Genomic DNA, 17,852 nt, shown 5'->3' with positions numbered 1-17,852 from the left:
CCTGCGGCCTAGCCTCGGCCATGCGTCGGAACGGTTCCGACCGGAGATGCATCCATGCCTCGTGGAGACAAATCCACCTATACCGACAAACAAAAGCGCCAGGCCCGCCATATCGAACAGGGCTACCGGCAGGAGGGCGTGCCCGAGAAGACCGCCGAACAGCGCGCCTGGGCCACCGTCAACAAGCTCGACGGCGGCGGCAAAAAATCCGGCTCAGGGCGCGCGCGTCACCATTGAATGCCGCGCCCCGCCGTGCGTGCGCAACCGTTGCGCGCCGCCTCCCCATCGTCACTCGCGCGCAACCGCGCGCCCCAGGCTACGCCGCGCATCGCGACGGCGTGGCCGCTTCGCCGCTACACCCCTTAGGAGTACGCATATGAACCTCATCTCCCATCGCCTCGCTTCCGCGCTCGCCGTGGTCCTGCTGGCCGGCCTGCCGGTCGTCGCCTTCGCCCAGGAACCAACGCCGACGCCGCAGACCGGCGAATCGAATCAGCCGGTCAGCGACACCTGGATCACCACCAAGGTCAAGACCGAACTGCTCGCCGCCAAGGACGTGTCGGGCCTGAAGATCGATGTCGACACCGTCAACGGCGTGGTCACGCTGTCGGGCAAGGTGGACAGTCAGGCCCAGGTCGACAAAGCGATGGCCGTAGCCAAGTCCGTGCAGGGCGTACGCAGCGTGGACACCAAGGGCTTGATGGCCGCCAAGCACGGCGGCCACTGACAGAGACGGTCTATGCCGGCACCGATGCCGCAGTAGATCGGGCCGCGACGGCGTCTCCGCCGTCGCGGCCGCAGCGGTCAGGCGCCGGGCGGCGTAGCCGCGTCGTCGCCGCCGACCACTTCGTTCCAGCTCAACTCGACACCCTTGCGATGTCCTTTCTCGGTGAGCTTCAAACCGTGGCCGTCGATCGTGAGGGTGTAGAGCTTGTCGCCGATTTCCAGTTCGCGTCGCAGCGGCTTGTCCAACTTGGTCGTCATGGCGTTCTCCGTTGATGTCGCATCGCGGGGCGTATCGCGTCAAGGACGCATACCGGGCCGAGGATACAACGGCCGGCGCGGCTGCGGCGTGGCGCCGCGCGCGCAATTGCGTGGCCGCTGTTCGCGCCGACTTGCGTTTCACGCCGCGATCACACGACGGTGCCGACGAACGATAGACCTTCCATCCGACACTCCAAGGAGACCGCTATGGCGAACGTGAGCGCTTTCATGACACCCAACCCGGCCGCCTGCGACGTCACCACACCGCTGCGCGAGGTCGCCCGCATGATGGCCGACCACGACTGCGGCGAGATTCCCGTGCTGGACGCACGCGGCGTGCCGCTGGGCGTGGTCACCGATCGCGATATCGCGGTACGCGTGGTCGCGGTCGGCCGCGACGGCAACGCGACCGCCGGCGATGCGATGACGATGCCGGCACTATGCGTCGGGCTGGATGCCGATCTGCGCGATTGTGTGGAACTGATGGAACGCGCCCGCATCCGACGCGTGCCGGTGGTCGACGCCGACGGGCGCCTGGCGGGCATCGTGTCGCTGGCCGATATCGCCCTGGTCGGCCAGAGCCGGGCCATCGCCGAGGTCGTGCGCGAGGTCTCCGCGCCGCCGCGATGAGCGTCGCAGCGTCGCAGCGGTTGAGACGCGACCACGGCAGGCTGGCCTTGCGATCGCGAGGTCGCGGGTAGGCTGAACGACGGCCGGCGGCCGGCCCGGCCGGGGCCGTCGCGGCAGCGCTACCATTCCCTAAGCGCCCGTCCGCCCCCATACCGGGTGCGGCCCCCCACCGGAACTTCGCCGCAGCGATCGCGCCCGCGCGCCATGCCACTGTCCGCCTTCCATCCCGCCGTCGCCGCCTGGTTCGCGGCGACCTTCCCGGCGCCGACCCAGGCCCAGATCCTGGCGTGGCCGTCGATCCGTGCCGGGCGGCATACGCTGGTGGCGGCGCCGACCGGCTCGGGCAAGACCCTGACCGCCTTCCTGGCCGCGATCGACGCCCTGGTCCGCCAGGCCGAGGCGCAGGGCGGCCTGCCCGACGAGACCACGGTGGTCTACGTCTCCCCGCTGAAAGCGCTGTCCAACGACATCCATCTGAACCTCGACGCGCCGCTGGCCGGCATCCGCGAACAGCTCGCACGCATGGGCCGTGCCGATCCCGGCATCCGCAGCGCGGTGCGCACCGGCGACACCACCGCCAGCGAGCGCACGCGCATGCGCAAGCAACCGCCGCATCTGCTGGTGACCACGCCCGAATCGCTGTACGTGCTGATGGGCTCGGAATCCGGACGCGCGATGCTCTCGACCGTGCGCACGGTGATCGTCGACGAAATCCACGCCGTCGCCGCGAGCAAGCGCGGCAGCCATCTGGCGCTGACGCTGGAGCGCCTGCAAGCGCTGTGCGAACACCCGATCGCGCGCATCGGCCTGTCGGCGACGCAGAAGCCGATCGAGGAGGTCGCGCGCTTCCTGGTCGGCAAAGCGGCGGTCGATGCCGACGGCCGCCCGGACTGCGAGATCGTCGATATCGGCTACGCCAAGCAGCGCGATCTGGCCCTGGAACTGCCGCCGTCGCCGCTGAGCGCGGTGATGTCGCACGAACAATGGGACCAGGTCTATCTGCGCCTGGCCGAGCTGGTCGCCGAGCATCGCACCACCCTGGTATTCGTCAACACCCGGCGCATGGCCGAACGCGCCGCGCGCCATCTCGGCGAACGCCTGGGCAAGGACGCGGTGGCCGCCCACCACGGCAGCCTGTCGCGCGAGTTGCGCCTGGACGCCGAGCAACGCCTCAAGCGCGGCGAGCTGCGCGTGTTGGTCGCGACCGCATCGCTGGAGCTGGGCATCGACATCGGCGATGTCGACCTGGTCTGCCAGCTCGGCTCGCCGCGCGCGATCGCGGCCTTCCTGCAGCGCGTCGGCCGCGCCGGCCACCACGTCGGCGGCGTACCCAAGGGGCGCTTGTTCCCGCAGTCGCGCGACGATCTGGTCGAGTGCGCGGCGCTGCTGGACTGCGTGCGCCGCGGCGAGCTGGACGCGCTGGAAATCCCGGTCGCGCCGCTGGACGTGCTGGCGCAGCAGATCGTCGCCGAAGTCGCTTCGCGCGAATGGGACGAGGACGCGCTGTACGCGCGCCTGACCCAGGCCTGGCCGTACGCGGGCCTAGCGCGCCCGGACTTCGACGCGGTGGTGCGCATGCTCGCCGAGGGCTTCACCACCCGTCGCGGCGCGCGCGCCGGCTACGTCCACCGCGATGCCGTGCACCGGCGTCTGCGCGCGCGTCGCGGCGGCGCCCTGACCGCGGTCACTTCCGGTGGCACCATCCCCGACACCGGCGATTACGCCGTGGTGCTGGAGCCGCAGGCGACCACGATCGGCAACGTCAATGAAGACTTCGCGATCGAAAGCCTGGCCGGCGACGTGTTCCAGCTCGGCAACGCCAGCTACCGCATCCTGCGCGTCGAGCCGGGGCGGGTGCGGGTGGAGGATGCACAGGGTGCGCCGCCGAACATTCCGTTCTGGCTGGGCGAAGCGCCGGGCCGCACCGACGAACTTTCGCTGGGCGTATCGCGTCTGCGCGGCCTGATCGACGCCCAACTGGCCGCGTTCGGCGAGCCCGATCCGGCGAGCCTGGCGCAGGTGCACGCGCAGGTCGCGGCCGCGATCACGCGCGAACTCGGGCTAGGCGAGGACGCCGCCGCCCAGCTGGTCGACTATCTGGCGCGCACGCGCTACGCCCTGGGCGCGGTGCCGACCCAGGACACCGTGGTGTTGGAGCGCTTCTTCGACGAATCCGGCGGCACCCAGCTGGTGATCCACACGCCGTACGGCAGCCGCGTCAACCGCGCCTGGGGCCTGGCCCTGCGCAAACGCTTCTGCCGCAAGTTCAATTTCGAGCTGCAGGCGGCCGCGACCGAGGATGCGATCGTGCTGTCGCTGTCGACCAGCCACAGCTTCCCTTTGATCGAAGTCGCGCGCTATCTGCACAGCGCCAGCGCGCTGGACGTATTGATCCAGGCCTTGCTCGACGCGCCCTTGTTCGGCGTGCGCTGGCGTTGGAACGCGACCACCTCGCTGGCCCTGCCGCGCTACGTGGGCGGGCGCAAGGTCGCGCCGCAGCTGCAGCGCATGAAGAGCGAGGACCTGCTGGCCACGGTGTTCCCCGACCAGGTCGCCTGCGCCGAGAACCTGGTCGGCGAACGCGAGGTGCCGGACCATCCCCTGGTCGCGCAGACCCTGCACGACTGTCTGTACGAAGCCATGGACGCGCGGGGCTGGCTGCGCTTGCTGGGCCGGTTGGAGCGCGGCGAAGTGCAGGTGATCGCGCGCGACGTGACCGGTCCGTCGCCGATCGCGGCCGAGGCCATCAATGCGCGGCCCTATGCCTTCCTCGACGATGCGCCGCTGGAAGAGCGCCGCACCCAGGCGGTGATGAGCCGCCGCTACGCCGATCCGGACAGCGCCGACGATCTGGGGCGCCTGGATCCGCAGGCGATCTCCGCCGTGCGCGCCGAGGCCTGGCCGGAGGTACGCAACGCCGACGAGATGCACGAGGCGCTGATCGGACTGGCTTACGTCGAGGCGGAGGAGGCGCGCACGCACGGCTGGCTGGATGCCTTGCGCATCCTGGCTGAGGCCGGGCGTGCGACCCGGCTGCGGCCTGCCGCCGAACTCGGCGACGAGGCGGCGCTGTGGATCGCCACCGAAACCCTGCCGCAGGCGCGCGCGCTGTTTCCGGACGCGAGCTGGGCGCCTGAAGTCGTGGTCCCGCCCGAGTACGCCGCCACCGCCTGGGATGCCGACGGCGTGCTGGCCGAATGGCTGCGCTCGCGCCTGACCGGCTTGGGCCCGGCGACCGTGGCTGTCCTTGCGGGCTCGCTGCGACAACCGGCGCTGGCGGTGGAGATCGCGCTGGCGCGCCTGGAGGGCGAGGGCTATGTGATGCGCGGCCGCTATACCCGCGAGAGCAGCGAAGGCGGCGCCGAGGAATGGTGCGAGCGCCACCTGCTCGCGCGCATCCACCGTTACACCGTGGGCCGCCTGCGGCGCGAGATCGAACCGGTTTCGCCGCGCGATTTCGTGCGTTTCCTGTTCGACTGGCAACGCGTGTCCGCGGCTAACCGCATGAGCGGCCGCGATGCGGTCGAAGCGGTGCTGAGCCAGTTGCAGGGCTACGAAGCGCCGGCGGCGGTGTGGGAGAGCGAGCTGTTGAGCGCGCGCATCGCCGACTACAGCCCCGCCTGGCTGGACGACCTGTGCGGCGCCGGTCGCGTGACCTGGGCGCGCCTGCGCCCGAACCGCGTCGAGGCCGGCACCGCAGCCGCGCCCTCGGTGCGGCAGACGCCGATCGTGCTGCTGCCGCGGCGCGACCTGGCGGTGTGGTCCACGCTGACCGCCGGCCGCAGCGACGACGCGCCGCTGTCCTCGCGCGCGACCCGCGTGGTCGATTGCCTGCGCGTGCGCGGCGCGTCTTTCTTCGACGAACTCGAACGCGGCGCGCACCTGCTCAAGACCGAGTTGGAAGAGGCCCTGGGCGAACTGGTCGCGCGTGGGCGCGTGACCTGCGACAGCTACGCCGGCTTGCGCGCGCTGCTGGTGCCGCCGTCCAAGCGCGACGGCGCGCGCGGCGGACGCAGCCGGCGCACGCCGCTGTTCGGCATCCAGGACGCCGGGCGCTGGTCGCTCACCCCGCGCCCGGCCGAGGACGCGCCCGTACCCGCGATCGATGCCGAGACCGTCGAGCACGCCGCGCGCAGCCTGCTCGATCGCTACGGCGTGGTGTTCTGGCGTTTGATCGAGCGCGAAGCCCACTGGCTGCCGCCCTGGCGCGAGCTGCTGCGCGTGTACCGGCGCTGGGAAGCGCGCGGCGAGATCCGCGGCGGGCGCTTCGTCAGCGGCATGTCCGGCGAGCAGTTCGCGCTGCCCGACGCGATCGGCGCGCTGCGCAAGTTGCGCCAGCGCCCCGACAGCGGCGAACTGGTCTGCGTCTCGGCGATGGACCCGCTCAACCTGGCCGGCACCGTGCTCGCCGGCGAACGCGTCGCGCGCCTGCCGGGCGCGCGCGTGCTGTTCCGCGACGGCGTGCCGATCGCCTGCCTGAGCGCGGGCAAGGTCGAGCTGATCGAAACCGACCTGGCGCCAGCCGACGCCGAACGCGCGCGCCAGGCACTGGTGCGCCGGCGCGGTACAGCCGTAGAGCCTGAAGCCGACCTCTACGCGCGCCTGGCGCCGGTATAGGCGCCAGCGTTCACGGCCCGCGGTACACGATGCCACGCAAGAACAGCATGCCGGTCTTCCCCCTTTGAAAAAGGGGGATTGAGGGGGATTTGCTCTTAACGTCGTCCAGCGCCGCCCCCGCGCCCCCGTTTCAGTACCGCCCCTCAAACCCCTTCGCCAACTCCCGCGTCAATTCGCCCGCTGGCACCTCGCGACACCCACTGGGATTCTGTCCCGACCACAACGGCGAAAAATCGCCGCTGCCCAGCGCCTCGGCGCGCGCGCGGACAGGCGCCAACGCGCCACCCGCGAGCGGAAACGGCGGCGCCAGCTCGCTGATCGGTCCGCGCTCGCGCATGTAGCGATTGACGATGCCGCGCGCGGGACGTCCGCTGAACAGATTGGTGAGCGCCGTGTGCTCGGCACCCGCGCCCTTCAAGGCGGCGCGATGCACGGCGCTGGTGCTGGCTTCCGGGCAAAGCAGGTAGGCCGTGCCGATCTGTACGCCGGCCGCACCCAGGCGCATCGCCGCCGCCACGCCCTGCGCATCGGCGATGCCGCCGGCGGCGATCACCGGTATCCGCAGCGCGCGCACCAGCTGCGGCAACAGCGCGAACGTGCCCGACTGCCGGCTCAGATCGGCATCCAGAAAATGCCCGCGATGCCCACCGGCCTCCAGGCCCTGCGCGATCACCGCGTCCACGCCTTGCGCCTGCAGCCAGCGTCCTTCCTCCAGCGTGGTCGCCGAGGACAGCACCTTCGCGCCCCAGGCGCGCACCTGCGCGAGCAGCGCGGGCGAGGGCAGGCCGAAGTGGAAACTGACCACGCGCGGCCGGAACTGCGCCAGCAGCTCCGCCGCTTCCGCATCGAAGGGGCGCCGGCCCGCGCCGGGGGCCGCCGTGGCGGGGTCGATCCCGAACTCGCGGTAGTAAGGCGCCAGCGATTCGCGCCAGGCCGCTTCGACGCCGGCATCGGGCGCAGGCGAGGTGTGGCAGAAGAAGTTGACGTTGTAGGGGCGGTCGGTCTGTGCCGCGATCGCCGCGAGTTCCTCGCTCAGGCTTTGCGCGCTCAACATGGCCGCCGGCAACGAGCCCAGGCCGCCGGCCTCGCAGACCGCGACCGCCAGGGCGCTGCCCTGCGAGCCGGCCATGGGGGCCTGGATCAGCGGGAACTCAAGGTCCGAGAACAGGGCAGGGGGCATGGGACTGATCGCTGGCTGCGGCCCGATCGCGGGCACCCCGATTCTAGACGTCGCTGCCTGTGCCGCGCTCGATCGCGCGTCGATTCACCCCGTCGGGTCGCGCGGCTCGGCGGGCGCCTGCGTTTCGGTGTGCTTGTCGATCAGGGCCAGCGCGGCTTCCAGTTCCGCCAGGGTGCGCGCTTGTACTTCGGTGTCCTTGAATTTGATGCGGATGGATTTTCCGGCCGAAGCCTTCATCCATTCGATCAGCAACTCCCGAGCGAACTTGAGAAAGGCGATCGCGCCGCCGGAGGCTGAGAACGCGATGGCCAGTGTTTCGTAGACGTGGTTGCCCATTCCGCCGTCGTAGTGCTTTCGGCTGTCCTGGTGCCGGACCTCGCGACGGTCCACATTGGCGGCATGCTCCGTAGCCAAACCTTGCAGGCGCCCGGCGATTTCCCGACTGCGCGTCTGCTGCGGGAGCGGTGGCTCGTGGGAGACGGTTTCGCTGCCGCTTCTGCGGTCGAATCCGTGGCGCTGATAGCGGCTGTCCGAGAGTTCGATGATCAGATCGTCCATGCTGCCTGCCGCGCTCCTGTGTATTGACGGTTCGTGCCCGTGTTCGCTTGCCGCGCGAAGCGGGCCGCTCCCCAGGACGGCGTCCTGGCCTTCCTGGCGCCGTCCCTGGATGAAATCTAACCTGGATAAGGACGGCGCGCTCCAGCGACGCGGCCGGTCGGGCGGCCGCAGGCCGCGCCGGCAAGCCCGACCTCGCCCCGCCAGCGGCATGAACGGCGCCCATCGCCGCGCTTGTGAATGCGCCCGCCGCCCCTATACTGACCGGGTCAGCGTTAGCTGTCCCCGGGGGTGCACTGGCTTCGACGGGGGTTGCGAAATCGCCTGGTGCATGCCGAGGGGGTAGCTTTCCTCGTAAATCCAGCTGCAAACTTTTAGTTGCCAACGACGACAACTACGCTCTCGCCGCTTAAGGCGTAAGCCCCGAAACTGCTTGTGTCCGTGCTCGCAGCGTAGGGTCATCATCACGGAATCGCTGGGGTCGGTTGCCTGTCAAACCCCGGTTAACCCAAAACAGGCTGGTTCCCGGATGCGCTTTGCGCGCCGTGCTGTTCGGGGGCGAGATCTAACGGAGCGCTAAGCATGTAGTGCCGGGGATGGAGTGCCTTCGGACGGCGGTTCGATTCCGCCCACCTCCACCAATACCGCCGTCGCAAGACGGAACAAGAAAGGTCGGATCGCCCACGGGCATCCGGCCTTTTTTGTGTCTTGCGTAGCCGCAGCACGGCTCTTGCGCCTTGGCCGCCATCGGTGGGGATGCGCCGGACCGGTGGAATCGAACGGCGGGCCGGTGCCATGGGGCAATGCGGCCTCGTAAAATTCGGAAGCGCCAGTGCCGACGTGGTTTGATCAGCCATTCAAGCCGAAGGCTTAGCTCAGGCGTCAGGGCTCCTATGAAGCGTATCGAGATCTCTGGAGCGAGCATCCCATGGGATCACGCCACCGCTCGTTGCCTGGTTGGAATAAGGCGAGATATTCCGGCTCGGCGAGCCCTGACAGTTCATTGCGCCCGCGCCGCGGGTCGACTTAAAGCAGGATCAGGCCTTCGGTGATAGGTATGCGAAAATCTTCCCCATTGCTATTCGGAGTTGCTCTTGTCGCCAGCGTAGCTGTCGCGGGAGGTCCATCGATGCAAAAGCTCAACGAAGCTCAGTCGTTGGTGCGAAATCCGGACATGACGATCACGATCGATGGAAAAGTGTTCAAGCAGTCCGATTTGGCGTTAGTTGAAGGGCAAGCGCCCGACTCCGGGGCCACTGTTGTCGAGATCGACGATCAGCTGACGTACTCTAGAAAAGAATACGCGCCGTATACATTTTTTGTTCTTCCCGGTAAGCACACGTTCCTGCTTAAGCATGTTGCGATTACCGCCGGCCTCTTCCCGAGAAAAATCGAATATTCGAACGTCATCGAGCTCGAGCTGGTGGCTGGGCATACCTACATTCCTCACAATTTCGCAGGTGCCAATCCGGCGCCACCCAAGGGCAAGCCATTGGGCTTGGTGGATCGTGGATCAGCATTCCCAAGAGAATGCCTTACGGGCCAATTTCTTCTTGCGTCGCCTGGTGGCATTAGGGTCACCGAGCTCAAGTCTCGATTCGATCAGTGCCTTGTGAAGGCCGGGGTCAGTGACAGCCTGACGTATCGGGATCGGGAAAAGTATCCGTAAGGTTTAAAAACTCATTCAGGTCGAGCCCGTCTCGCGGTTCGACTTGGTTCAGGCGTTAGAGCTTACGAGGGATTTATGAAGACAGGCCTATTACCGTTTCTTCTGATGATGCTGCCACTGCAGGCTTTCGCGGGAGCAGACGTCGCGAGCCCTATCGCCCAGTGCACTACTTCGCTAAAGGGAAGCAAGATCGAGGCTGGTGCCCTTCTCGTTGACCCAATCATGTTCGTCGCCGCCGTTGATGGAACCAAAATCGAACGCGCGAAGAAGAAATGGGATGTTGGCCTTTGTGTTCAGCCCGGCGAGCGCCAGATCGATATCGGTTTCTTGCAGGCACAGTACATAGGCAACGCGGCCGCTACGTATGAGTTCCTGGAAGGACACAGCTACGAAGTGGCGTTCCGGGGAACGTGGAGAACAGGGTTCGTGTTCTGGCTTCGCGATCTGACCACCGGCGAGGACGTGACGACGGAAACGCCAATGCCTCGCGAAAATGTTTCCATGTTTCGCTTCCGCCCTTAATTTCCCTCGGTGAGATCTGGTTATTCATTCAGACCGAACCGCGTGGGGCTGAGGGCCCCTCGTGAGCATCGACTCGGTCATGGGGGGCAGATCTCGCAAAAAATCAGGCTCGCGGCACACAACGCTCAGATGTTAGGGCTCTGTCGCCGCATTGGTCGTGCTGCCAGCAAAAAAGGCATGATCAGAGCAGGATGACTAATCGACAAGGAAGGCAGCATGAAAATAGCATTCATCGCGGCGCTGGCTGTCGCTATGCTCCACGTTACGCCGGCACTTGCTGCGTCGCCGGAAAAATCGCCATTGATAGGTCAATGGGCTCTGGATGTAGCTAGCTTGCCGATGCCGCCAGCGGCGCGCCCAAAGAGTGTCCATCTCGATTTCCGCGATGCGCCTGAGGGGAGGTGGGAAACTCGCGTCGAGATAGTCGACCAGAACAACAACAAGATGTTCGCGCAGTCCACGTTGTCTCTCGATGGCACCCCTGGACGAGCTTCTGGCAACTACTGGGTCGATGTGCTCGCGGCAAAAATGCCCGCTCCGAACGTCCTGGTAATGCAAATGGTTTATCAGGGGGTTCCAAGATCGACGCGAGTTTTTTCGGTGAGCTCGGACGGTAAAGTCCTGACCGAGACCGAAACGTACTTCAAAGAAGATGGAACTCCCATGCAGCGCACTGCATTCTTCTCGCGCGTGCCCGACGAGCCTTAACATTGATTCAAGCCGAAGCCGTTTGGGCGTCGGATTTTTTTCGTATCCCGCGCCGGCGTCCGACCGGAATGCGCTGTGCCTGTGCGAATCACGCCAGCGTACGCAGCTTGGCCTCGCGCGCCCACTGGCGCTTCATGGCCTGATCGATGAACGAGCGCGTATCGCCCGCGTCGACCACGCCCGCGTCGCGCTCCGCGCCGCCTGCATTCAATAGCGCTTGCGCGCCGGCATCGGCCGCGATCGCCTTGAGGTGGCCATAGGCGTCGCGCACGAAGTCGACCGCGGCGGCTTCCTTGGCCAGGCGCTTGCCGGCCTTGTCGCTCAACACCAGGGCGACCGCGTCGAATACCAGCGATGGCGTGCCGGCCAACTGGCCGTCTGCGGCTAGGGTCTTGCCGTCGCTCAGCTTGGCGCCGCCGATGCGCGGCGCGACGATCTTGACGCGCGCGCCGGCGGCTTCGACCGCCTTGCGCAATGCGCGCACCGTGGCGGCATCGGAGCCGTCGTCGATCAACACGCCGACGCAGCGCCCCTGCAGGGTCGGTTTCATCTTGCCGATGATCTGCAGCGGCGGCGACGCGGGCAGGTCCTGGACCGCGACCGCGGCCGGCGGCGCCGGGGGCAGCGCAGCCAGGCCCAGGCCGTCGGCGACACGGCGCGCCAGCGCGGCGTCGATATGGCGCAAGTGGCCCACGACGGCTTCGCGTACGTGCGCGGTGCCGACCTTGGACAGCTCGAACACCAGCGCCGAAGCCATATGCGCCTGCTCGTAGTCGGTCTGGCTGCGGTAGAACTGGCGCGCCTGGCTGTAGTGGTCGGCGAAGCTTTCCGGACGCACGCGGCCCTTGACGCCGTCGTCGCTGGGCACGCCGGCGCTGCGGAAACCGGCCGGCGTCTCCCGCGGCGATTGCGGATCCAGCGAACTGGGTTCGTAGTTCACCCGGCCGCGCGGCACCCGCATCTGCATGTGGCCGTCGCGCTGCAGATTGGCGAACGGGCATTTGGGGGCGTTGATCGGCAACTGGTGGAAGTTGGGCGAGCCCAGCCGCGACAGTTGCGTATCCAGGTAGGAGAACAGGCGCCCCTGCAGCAGCGGATCGTTGGAGAAGTCGATGCCCGGCACCACATGCGAGGGGCAGAAGGCGACCTGCTCGGTCTCGGCGAAGAAGTTGTCCGGCCAGCGATCCAGGACCATGCGGCCGATCACCGTCAGCGGCACCAGTTCCTCGGGGATCAGCTTGGTCGCATCGAGATGGTCGAACGGAAAGCCGTCCGCCTGTTCCTGAGTGAACAGCTGCACCGCGAGTTCCCATTCGGGGAAGTCGCCGTTCTGTATCGCCTCGAACAGGTCGCGACGATGGAAGTCCGGGTCGGCGCCGGCCAGCTTGCAGGCTTCGTCCCACAGCGTCGATTGCAGGCCCAGCTTGGGCCGCCAATGGAACTTGACGAAGGTCGAGGCGCCCTTGGCGTTGATCAGACGGAAGCTGTGCACGCCGAAACCTTCGATCATGCGCAACGAGCGCGGGATGGTGCGGTCCGACATCGCCCACATGATCATGTGCATGGCTTCGGGCGTAAGCGATATGAAATCCCAGAACGTGTCGTGGGCGCTGCCGGCCTGTGGAAAGCCACGGTCGGGCTCCATCTTCACCGAATGCACCACATCCGGGAACTTCATCGCATCCTGGATGAAGAACACCGGAATGTTGTTGCCCACCAGGTCCCAATTGCCTTGCTGGGTGTAGAACTTGACCGCGAAGCCGCGTACATCGCGTGGGGTATCGATCGAGCCGGCACCGCCGGCCACGGTGGAGAAGCGGCAGAACAGCGGCGTGCGTTCGCCCACCTTGGTCAGAATATCCGCCGTGGTGTAGCGGCTGAGCGATTTGCTCAGCTCGAAGTAACCGTGCGCGCCCGAGCCGCGCGCATGCACGATGCGCTCGGGAATGCGTTCATGATCGAAGTGGGTGATCTTCTCTCGCAGAATGAAGTCTTCGAGCAGGCCCGGACCGCGCTCGGTCGCACGCAGCGAGTTCTGGTTGTCCGACAAGGGCAGGCCCTGATTGGTCGTCAGTGGCGGATGCTTGCCGCCAGCGCTCTGGTGCAGTTCGTCGCCCACTCCACGACTGTCGCGCGTGGTTCCGCCGGTACGGGTCTTAGCGGCTTTCTTGGTGGCCATGGCGCAACTCCTGAGCGGATGAGCGGGCGGCGATCGCTGCCGATGGTTCGATCATGCGGCGCCTGCGGTGAACATCGCGTCGTGCGAGCGAGTGTGCGCATTCATATGCTCGCGTTGCAGCCCGCATCCGGTTTTCGCACAGGTGCTGGATCACCTGAACGGTTCATGCTTCGCCGCGCGCCGACAGTCGCGTGTTCCATTGCGAAAAGACGCTCGCATTAAAATGGGTCGCATCACGCGCTGCCGACGTATCCGGAATTAGCTTGGCCTCGCCACGCGAAGCTGGCGCCTGAATACGAGTTGGATATGAGCGACACGGTAGATCTGAAAGAAAAGCTGTGGAAAGCCTTGTCTTCCGATCGCACGGTAATGCTGGGTCTGGATGGCGTGGAGTCCGGTCATACCCGCCCCATGACCGCGATCGCCGAAGACCACCATGGCCCGATCTGGTTCTTCACCTCGACCGACAATGCGCTGGTGCAGAAATTGAACTCCAGCCATGCCGCCATCGCGGCGTTTTCCTCCAAGGGCCACGATCTGTTCGCCAGCATCAGCGGCAGCTTGCGCCGCGACCAGGATAGAACCGTGATCGAGCGCCTGTGGAATCCCTTCATCGCGGCTTGGTTCGAGGGCGGCAAGGACGATCCGAAACTGGCCCTGCTGCGCTTCGATGCCACCGAGGCGGAGGTGTGGCTCAACGAGAACAGCTTGCTCGCCGGGGTGAAGATGCTGCTGGGCATCGATCCCAAGAAGGACTACGAGGACAAGGTCGGCGAGGTGCGGCTGAGTTAGCCACGCTTCGGCAGCGCAGTGTCGAGGCACGCGCCGACCATTGCCCGCCACGTCCGAGCACTGCTGTCGGCGTAGGATCCGGTGCTTGTGGCCGTCGCTATCGGAACATGGCCTGACGCCTGGAGGACCGCCTCATGGACATCATCGACGTCGTAGTGGTGGGCGGCGGTCCGGCGGGCCTGACGGCCGCCACCTACCTGCGTCGTTTTCATCGCAGTTGCGTGGTGTTGGACGGCGGCGACAGTCGGGCCAGGCGCATTCCGGAGAGCCACAATTGTCCGGGCTTCCCCGACGGCGTGTCCGGCCCCGATCTGTTGCGGCGCATGCGCACGCAGGCGCTGGAGGCGGGCGTGCGCATCGAGCCGGTCGTGGTGGATGCGCTGCTGCGGGAGGGCGAGGGCTTTCGCGCCGTCGCCGGCGGGCGCAGTTGGCGCGCCCGCGCGGTGGTGCTGGCCACGGGCGTGCGCGACGTGCTGCCTGACGTGGGCTGGGCGGAGCAGGCGATCTCCTGCGGCGCGATTCGACTGTGCGCGATCTGCGACGCGTTCGAAGCCACCGATCTGCGCATCGGCGTGTACGGCCCACGCGAGGCCGTCGCCTCCCATGCGCGCTTTCTGCGGGGCTACACGTCACGCCTGGTGCTGATGCCGATCGATCGGGCGTTCGACGATCGGTTTCCGCCGCCTTATCGGGAGGAGACCGTGCTGGTGCTTCCTCCCGGGGGCGAGCTTATGTTCGACGGAACGCGCTGCCGCTATCGGGCGAGCGACGGATCCGAGACGGTGTTGGACACCGTCTATCCCTTCCTCGGTACCCAGGAGGCGCATCCGTTGGTGGCGTCCGCAGGCGCCTGGCCCGACGAGCCGGGCGAGACCGTGGTCGATGCGAATCAGATGACGCGCGTCGCCGGCCTGTACGCCATAGGCGACATGGTCAGCGGCCTCAACCAGATCTCGGTGGCGGTGGGGCAGGCCGCGATCGCGGCCACCCACTTGCACCAGCAACTGCCGATCGTGCCGCGAACGGCAGAACAGGGCGGGTGAATCCGGACCCTCGCGTAAGCCCCGCAACGGCGTCCGACCGCCGCCGCGGAGCTCAGCGCCTGGCGAGCCGGGCCCTGTTGGCGGTCACGGTGCGTGCGACCGGTTTGAGTCCGGCGGCCAGAATGCGGTCGCCGGCTAGCGTAAGTCCGGACCAGCGTTGCCACGGACTCGACCACGGCGACCAGAACGACCACGCGCCCGTCGATAGCGGCGCCAGCCAGAGGGCATTGAACATGCCCCACCAGCCTTCCATCGTGGCCGCGCCCTTCTCGGCGATCATCCGGTTCCACTCGCGCAGGTCGCGGCCGGACAGCGGCTGCGTCGCCAGCGAAAGATCCATGAGGCGTTGCGCCGCCACGAAGGGCGATGCCTGGGCGATGGCGGACAGTTGTCGGGACGTGCGGTTGTGCGGGGGCGACATCGCGTGGGCCTTGTTCGCAAGCGAATGCTTGTAGGCGAGCGAGTGTGTCACGCGTATGTGCAATCGCAGTGACGAGCGATGACGCGATGGCAGGCCGCGCATTCCAGGTCTGAACCGTTCACGAAACCAGCTTCGCAATTCACGGTGCGCGCATCGCGCCGCTCCTATGGTCGGGCCTGGGTCTGCGTCGTCCGACGCTCTTTAAGGAGACCCCGATGGCCAAGACAGCACAAGATTCCGTCCAAGTCGAAGAACTGCTGTATCAGGCACTCGAGACCGAACTGGGCGGAATTCAGATTTATGGGGCGGCCATTCGGTGCGCGGTGAACGAAGATCTGCGCGCGGAGTGGGGCGAGTATCTGCAACAGACGCGCACGCATCGCAAAGTGCTGATGCAGGTGTTCGAGTCCCTGGGCTTGGACCCGGATGCCGTGACGCCCGGTCGCGAGGTGGTCGCGCATATCGGCAGCTCCCTGGTCAGGGCCATGGAAATGGCGTTGGCCGCTGGCGATGCGACCGCGGCCGAGCGGGTCGCGTGCGAATGCGTGGTGCTGGCCGAAACCAAGGACCATCTGAACTGGGAACTCATCGGCCACGTCGCCAAGCATGGCAAGGGACCCGAAGTGGAGATCCTGCAGGCCGCCTTCGACGCCGTCGAGCAGGATGAGGATCACCACCTTTATCACACGCAGGGTTGGACCCGCGAGCTGTGGATTCAGTCGCTGGGCTTCCCGGCGGTGCTGCCGCCGCCAGAGGAGATCAAGCAAGTCGAGACGGCGATCGGCGCCGCGCGCGCCGAACAGGCGCGCGACCAGATGTTGAAAAAGAACTGATAGCCAGTGTCGCCGAGCCGGACTTTCGGTTCGGTGTCTTTGCCATGCCTTGTCGGCCGGCATCGGTGTCGGTCGGCTTTGCCCGGCGTAACGGGCCGTTAACCGGTGCAAGGTTAGCGTCGCCTGCTGCGCACCGACCGAGTAGGGGTTATGCACGACAAACGTACCCCGGCGATACGCGCATTCGAAGCCGAACAGCAGTTCCAACTGCTGGTTCAGAGCGTGGTCGATTACGCGATCTACATGCTCGATCCCGACGGCTACATCTGCAACTGGAACGAAGGCGGGCGCCGGATCAAGGGCTACGACGATGCCGAGATCATCGGTCAGCACTTCTCACGCTTCTACGAGTTGGTCGATCGCGACGCGGGCGAGCCCGAGTACGGCCTTCGTATGGCGCGCGAGAACGGTCGCTACGAGAAGGAAGGCTGGCGCTTGCGCAAGGACGGCTCGCGCTTCTGGGCCAGCGTGGTGATCGACCCGATCCGGGTGGACGGCCAACTGATCGGTTACGCCAAGGTCGCCCGCGATATCACCGAACGGCACGAGTCCGCGCTGAGACTGGCTGAGGCGCAGCAAGCGCTGTTGCAGGCCAAGAAGATCGAGGCGATCGGTAAGCTCACCCTGGGCTTGTCCCACGATTTCAACAACCTGCTGGGGGTGATCGTCAACAGCCTGGACCTGATCAGCGCCCATCGCGACGATGAGAAGCGCGTGACCCGCTTGGTGGAGGGCGCATTGCGCGCCGCCGACCGCGGCATGCTGCTCACCCGCCAATTGCTGAGCTTCGCCCGCGGCCAGGCCTTGGCGCCTGAGGTGCGCGACATCAACGAGCTGGTGCTGGGCATGAAGGACGTGCTGATGCGGTCCTGCGGCTTGGGCGTCGATATCGAACTGTCCTTGGCGCAGGACCTGCCGCCGATCCGGGTCGATCCGACCCAGCTGGAAGCCGCGCTGCTCAACCTGGTGATCAACAGCCGCGACTCGTTCGCCGAGGGCGGCACCATCACCGTCGCCACCGGTCTGGCCGATCGCCGCCCGCCGGAAATCGAATCGGCGGCCCGCGACTTCGTCTGTGTGTGCGTGGTCGACGATGGCTCCGGCATGAGCGATGAGGTGGTGCAGCAGGCGGTGCAGCCGTTCTTCACCACCAAGGAAGTAGGGCGCGGCAGCGGGCTGGGGCTGAGCCAGGCGCATGGCTTCGCGGCGCAGTCGGGCGGTTATCTGCATATCACCAGCGAACCGGGGCAGGGTACGCGCGTGACCTTGTATTTCCCGGCCTTGGAGGACTGAGCCGTGTCCTCGTCCTGCATCCTGATAGTGGAAGACGACGATCTGTTGCGCGAGGTCGTGGTCGAGGCCTTGCAGGAAACGCACTACACCGTATTGTCGGCGTGCAACGGCCCGCAGGCCCTGGCCATGATCGACGCCCATGCCGAGATCGATGTGATCTTCAGCGACGTCAGCATGCCGCAGGGCGTGTCGGGCATCGACCTGGCCTATACCCTGCGCGTTCTCAAACCGAACCTGCGTTTCATCCTCGCCTCGGGCTACGCCAAATCGCAATTGCCGCCGATGCCGGAAGGCGTGCTGTTCTTGCCCAAGCCGTACCGGGTGATGCAGTTGCTCGCGCTGCTGGATGCGCAAGAGGCCGGTTGAGCGCCATGCGCCCGACTCGAGACGCACGGGCCGACCGCGGCCGCCAGTAACGCGCGGATA

17 protein-coding genes and 1 other RNA gene are annotated in these 17,852 nt (G+C 66.7%); 13 read left to right on the top strand and 5 right to left on the bottom strand.

Annotated elements, in window-relative coordinates; genetic code table 11:
* The first annotated feature begins 54 nt into the window (after window positions 1-54).
* Both ASE43_RS03165 and ASE43_RS03160 read left to right on the top strand, forming a co-directional pair.
* Window positions 55-237, top strand: a complete 183-nt coding sequence (locus ASE43_RS03165) for a hypothetical protein (protein ID WP_057159445.1) — start codon at window positions 55-57, stop codon at window positions 235-237.
* A 139-nt stretch (window positions 238-376) separates the two neighbouring features.
* Window positions 377-727, top strand: coding sequence for a BON domain-containing protein (locus tag ASE43_RS03160; protein ID WP_057159444.1), 351 nt, complete (start codon window positions 377-379; stop codon window positions 725-727).
* Between the two features lie 77 nt (window positions 728-804).
* On the opposite strand, the gene ASE43_RS03155 is transcribed toward ASE43_RS03160, so the two are convergent.
* Window positions 805-984: a hypothetical protein gene (locus ASE43_RS03155; RefSeq protein WP_056175049.1), complete on the bottom strand. Its 180-nt coding sequence runs from the start codon at window positions 982-984 to the stop codon at window positions 805-807.
* A 207-nt stretch (window positions 985-1,191) separates the two neighbouring features.
* Here ASE43_RS03155 and ASE43_RS03150 point away from each other — a divergent pair, with 207 nt between their 5' ends.
* Window positions 1,192-1,614, top strand: coding sequence for a CBS domain-containing protein (locus tag ASE43_RS03150; protein WP_082607067.1), 423 nt, complete (start codon window positions 1,192-1,194; stop codon window positions 1,612-1,614).
* 204 nt (window positions 1,615-1,818) lie between these two features.
* Complete coding sequence (locus tag ASE43_RS03145; RefSeq protein ID WP_057159443.1) at window positions 1,819-6,231, top strand: DEAD/DEAH box helicase; 4,413 nt, start codon at window positions 1,819-1,821, stop codon at window positions 6,229-6,231.
* 130 nt (window positions 6,232-6,361) lie between these two features.
* Here the strand turns inward: ASE43_RS03145 and ASE43_RS03140 are convergent, their stop codons facing one another.
* Together ASE43_RS03140 and ASE43_RS03135 are read right to left on the bottom strand one after the other, a co-directional pair.
* On the bottom strand, window positions 6,362-7,411 hold the full coding sequence (locus tag ASE43_RS03140; RefSeq protein WP_057159442.1) for a nitronate monooxygenase: 1,050 nt from the start codon (window positions 7,409-7,411) through the stop codon (window positions 6,362-6,364).
* Between the two features lie 84 nt (window positions 7,412-7,495).
* Complete coding sequence (locus ASE43_RS03135) at window positions 7,496-7,969, bottom strand: hypothetical protein (RefSeq protein ID WP_057159441.1); 474 nt, start codon at window positions 7,967-7,969, stop codon at window positions 7,496-7,498.
* A gap of 284 nt (window positions 7,970-8,253) precedes the next feature.
* Here ASE43_RS03135 and ssrA point away from each other — a divergent pair.
* The 4 genes from ssrA (at window position 8,254) to ASE43_RS21055 (ending at window position 10,865) form a co-directional block, all read left to right on the top strand.
* Window positions 8,254-8,607: a transfer-messenger RNA gene (gene ssrA, locus ASE43_RS21060) on the top strand.
* 488 nt (window positions 8,608-9,095) lie between these two features.
* The gene (locus ASE43_RS03130) at window positions 9,096-9,635 is read left to right on the top strand and encodes a hypothetical protein (protein ID WP_057159440.1); all 540 of its coding nucleotides are present in this window, start codon (window positions 9,096-9,098) and stop codon (window positions 9,633-9,635) included.
* Between the two features lie 75 nt (window positions 9,636-9,710).
* Complete coding sequence (locus ASE43_RS03125; protein ID WP_057159439.1) at window positions 9,711-10,157, top strand: hypothetical protein; 447 nt, start codon at window positions 9,711-9,713, stop codon at window positions 10,155-10,157.
* A gap of 240 nt (window positions 10,158-10,397) precedes the next feature.
* Complete coding sequence (locus ASE43_RS21055) at window positions 10,398-10,865, top strand: LuxR family transcriptional regulator (RefSeq protein WP_082607132.1); 468 nt, start codon at window positions 10,398-10,400, stop codon at window positions 10,863-10,865.
* Window positions 10,866-10,953: 88 nt separating this feature from the next.
* On the opposite strand, the gene ASE43_RS03120 is transcribed toward ASE43_RS21055, so the two are convergent.
* Entirely contained in the window at window positions 10,954-13,044 is a 2,091-nt protein-coding gene (locus tag ASE43_RS03120; protein WP_057159438.1) for a catalase, read from the bottom strand.
* A gap of 306 nt (window positions 13,045-13,350) precedes the next feature.
* Between ASE43_RS03120 and ASE43_RS03115 the strand changes: the two genes are divergently transcribed.
* Window positions 13,351-13,836, top strand: a complete 486-nt coding sequence (locus ASE43_RS03115; protein ID WP_056175028.1) for a pyridoxamine 5'-phosphate oxidase family protein — start codon at window positions 13,351-13,353, stop codon at window positions 13,834-13,836.
* 134 nt (window positions 13,837-13,970) lie between these two features.
* Window positions 13,971-14,879 carry an NAD(P)/FAD-dependent oxidoreductase gene (locus ASE43_RS03110; protein WP_057159437.1) on the top strand — a complete coding sequence of 303 codons (909 nt, stop codon included), beginning with the start codon at window positions 13,971-13,973 and terminating at the stop codon, window positions 14,877-14,879.
* Window positions 14,880-14,931: 52 nt separating this feature from the next.
* Here ASE43_RS03110 and ASE43_RS03105 read toward each other — a convergent pair whose 3' ends face one another.
* Complete coding sequence (locus tag ASE43_RS03105; RefSeq protein ID WP_057159436.1) at window positions 14,932-15,351, bottom strand: hypothetical protein; 420 nt, start codon at window positions 15,349-15,351, stop codon at window positions 14,932-14,934.
* Window positions 15,352-15,515: 164 nt separating this feature from the next.
* Between ASE43_RS03105 and ASE43_RS03100 the strand changes: the two genes are divergently transcribed.
* From ASE43_RS03100 to ASE43_RS03090, 3 genes are all read left to right on the top strand, one after another.
* Window positions 15,516-16,133: a ferritin-like domain-containing protein gene (locus ASE43_RS03100; RefSeq protein ID WP_057159435.1), complete on the top strand. Its 618-nt coding sequence runs from the start codon at window positions 15,516-15,518 to the stop codon at window positions 16,131-16,133.
* Window positions 16,134-16,283: 150 nt separating this feature from the next.
* On the top strand, window positions 16,284-17,426 hold the full coding sequence (locus ASE43_RS03095; protein ID WP_057159434.1) for a PAS domain S-box protein: 1,143 nt from the start codon (window positions 16,284-16,286) through the stop codon (window positions 17,424-17,426).
* A 3-nt stretch (window positions 17,427-17,429) separates the two neighbouring features.
* Window positions 17,430-17,792, top strand: a complete 363-nt coding sequence (locus ASE43_RS03090) for a response regulator (protein ID WP_057159433.1) — start codon at window positions 17,430-17,432, stop codon at window positions 17,790-17,792.
* Window positions 17,793-17,852 lie beyond the last annotated feature (60 nt).

Source organism: Lysobacter sp. Root983, assembly GCF_001429345.1.
Taxonomy (GTDB): Bacteria; Pseudomonadota; Gammaproteobacteria; order Xanthomonadales; family Xanthomonadaceae; genus Lysobacter.
Note: the sequence above shows the minus strand (reverse complement) of the source record. Positions and strands in the feature narration are given on the sequence as shown.

Coding starts and splice junctions, on each gene's coding strand:
- ASE43_RS03110 (WP_057159437.1), top strand. CDS start 13,971: ATGGACATCATCGACGTCGTAGTGGTGGGCGGCGGTCCGGCGGGCCTG.
- ASE43_RS03125 (WP_057159439.1), top strand. CDS start 9,711: ATGAAGACAGGCCTATTACCGTTTCTTCTGATGATGCTGCCACTGCAG.
- ASE43_RS03135 (WP_057159441.1), bottom strand. CDS start 7,969: ATGGACGATCTGATCATCGAACTCTCGGACAGCCGCTATCAGCGCCAC.
- ASE43_RS03095 (WP_057159434.1), top strand. CDS start 16,284: ATGCACGACAAACGTACCCCGGCGATACGCGCATTCGAAGCCGAACAG.
- ASE43_RS03120 (WP_057159438.1), bottom strand. CDS start 13,044: ATGGCCACCAAGAAAGCCGCTAAGACCCGTACCGGCGGAACCACGCGC.
- ASE43_RS03145 (WP_057159443.1), top strand. CDS start 1,819: ATGCCACTGTCCGCCTTCCATCCCGCCGTCGCCGCCTGGTTCGCGGCG.
- ASE43_RS03140 (WP_057159442.1), bottom strand. CDS start 7,411: ATGCCCCCTGCCCTGTTCTCGGACCTTGAGTTCCCGCTGATCCAGGCC.
- ASE43_RS03155 (WP_056175049.1), bottom strand. CDS start 984: ATGACGACCAAGTTGGACAAGCCGCTGCGACGCGAACTGGAAATCGGC.
- ASE43_RS03115 (WP_056175028.1), top strand. CDS start 13,351: ATGAGCGACACGGTAGATCTGAAAGAAAAGCTGTGGAAAGCCTTGTCT.
- ASE43_RS03165 (WP_057159445.1), top strand. CDS start 55: ATGCCTCGTGGAGACAAATCCACCTATACCGACAAACAAAAGCGCCAG.
- ASE43_RS03150 (WP_082607067.1), top strand. CDS start 1,192: ATGGCGAACGTGAGCGCTTTCATGACACCCAACCCGGCCGCCTGCGAC.
- ASE43_RS03160 (WP_057159444.1), top strand. CDS start 377: ATGAACCTCATCTCCCATCGCCTCGCTTCCGCGCTCGCCGTGGTCCTG.
- ASE43_RS03130 (WP_057159440.1), top strand. CDS start 9,096: ATGCAAAAGCTCAACGAAGCTCAGTCGTTGGTGCGAAATCCGGACATG.
- ASE43_RS03100 (WP_057159435.1), top strand. CDS start 15,516: ATGGCCAAGACAGCACAAGATTCCGTCCAAGTCGAAGAACTGCTGTAT.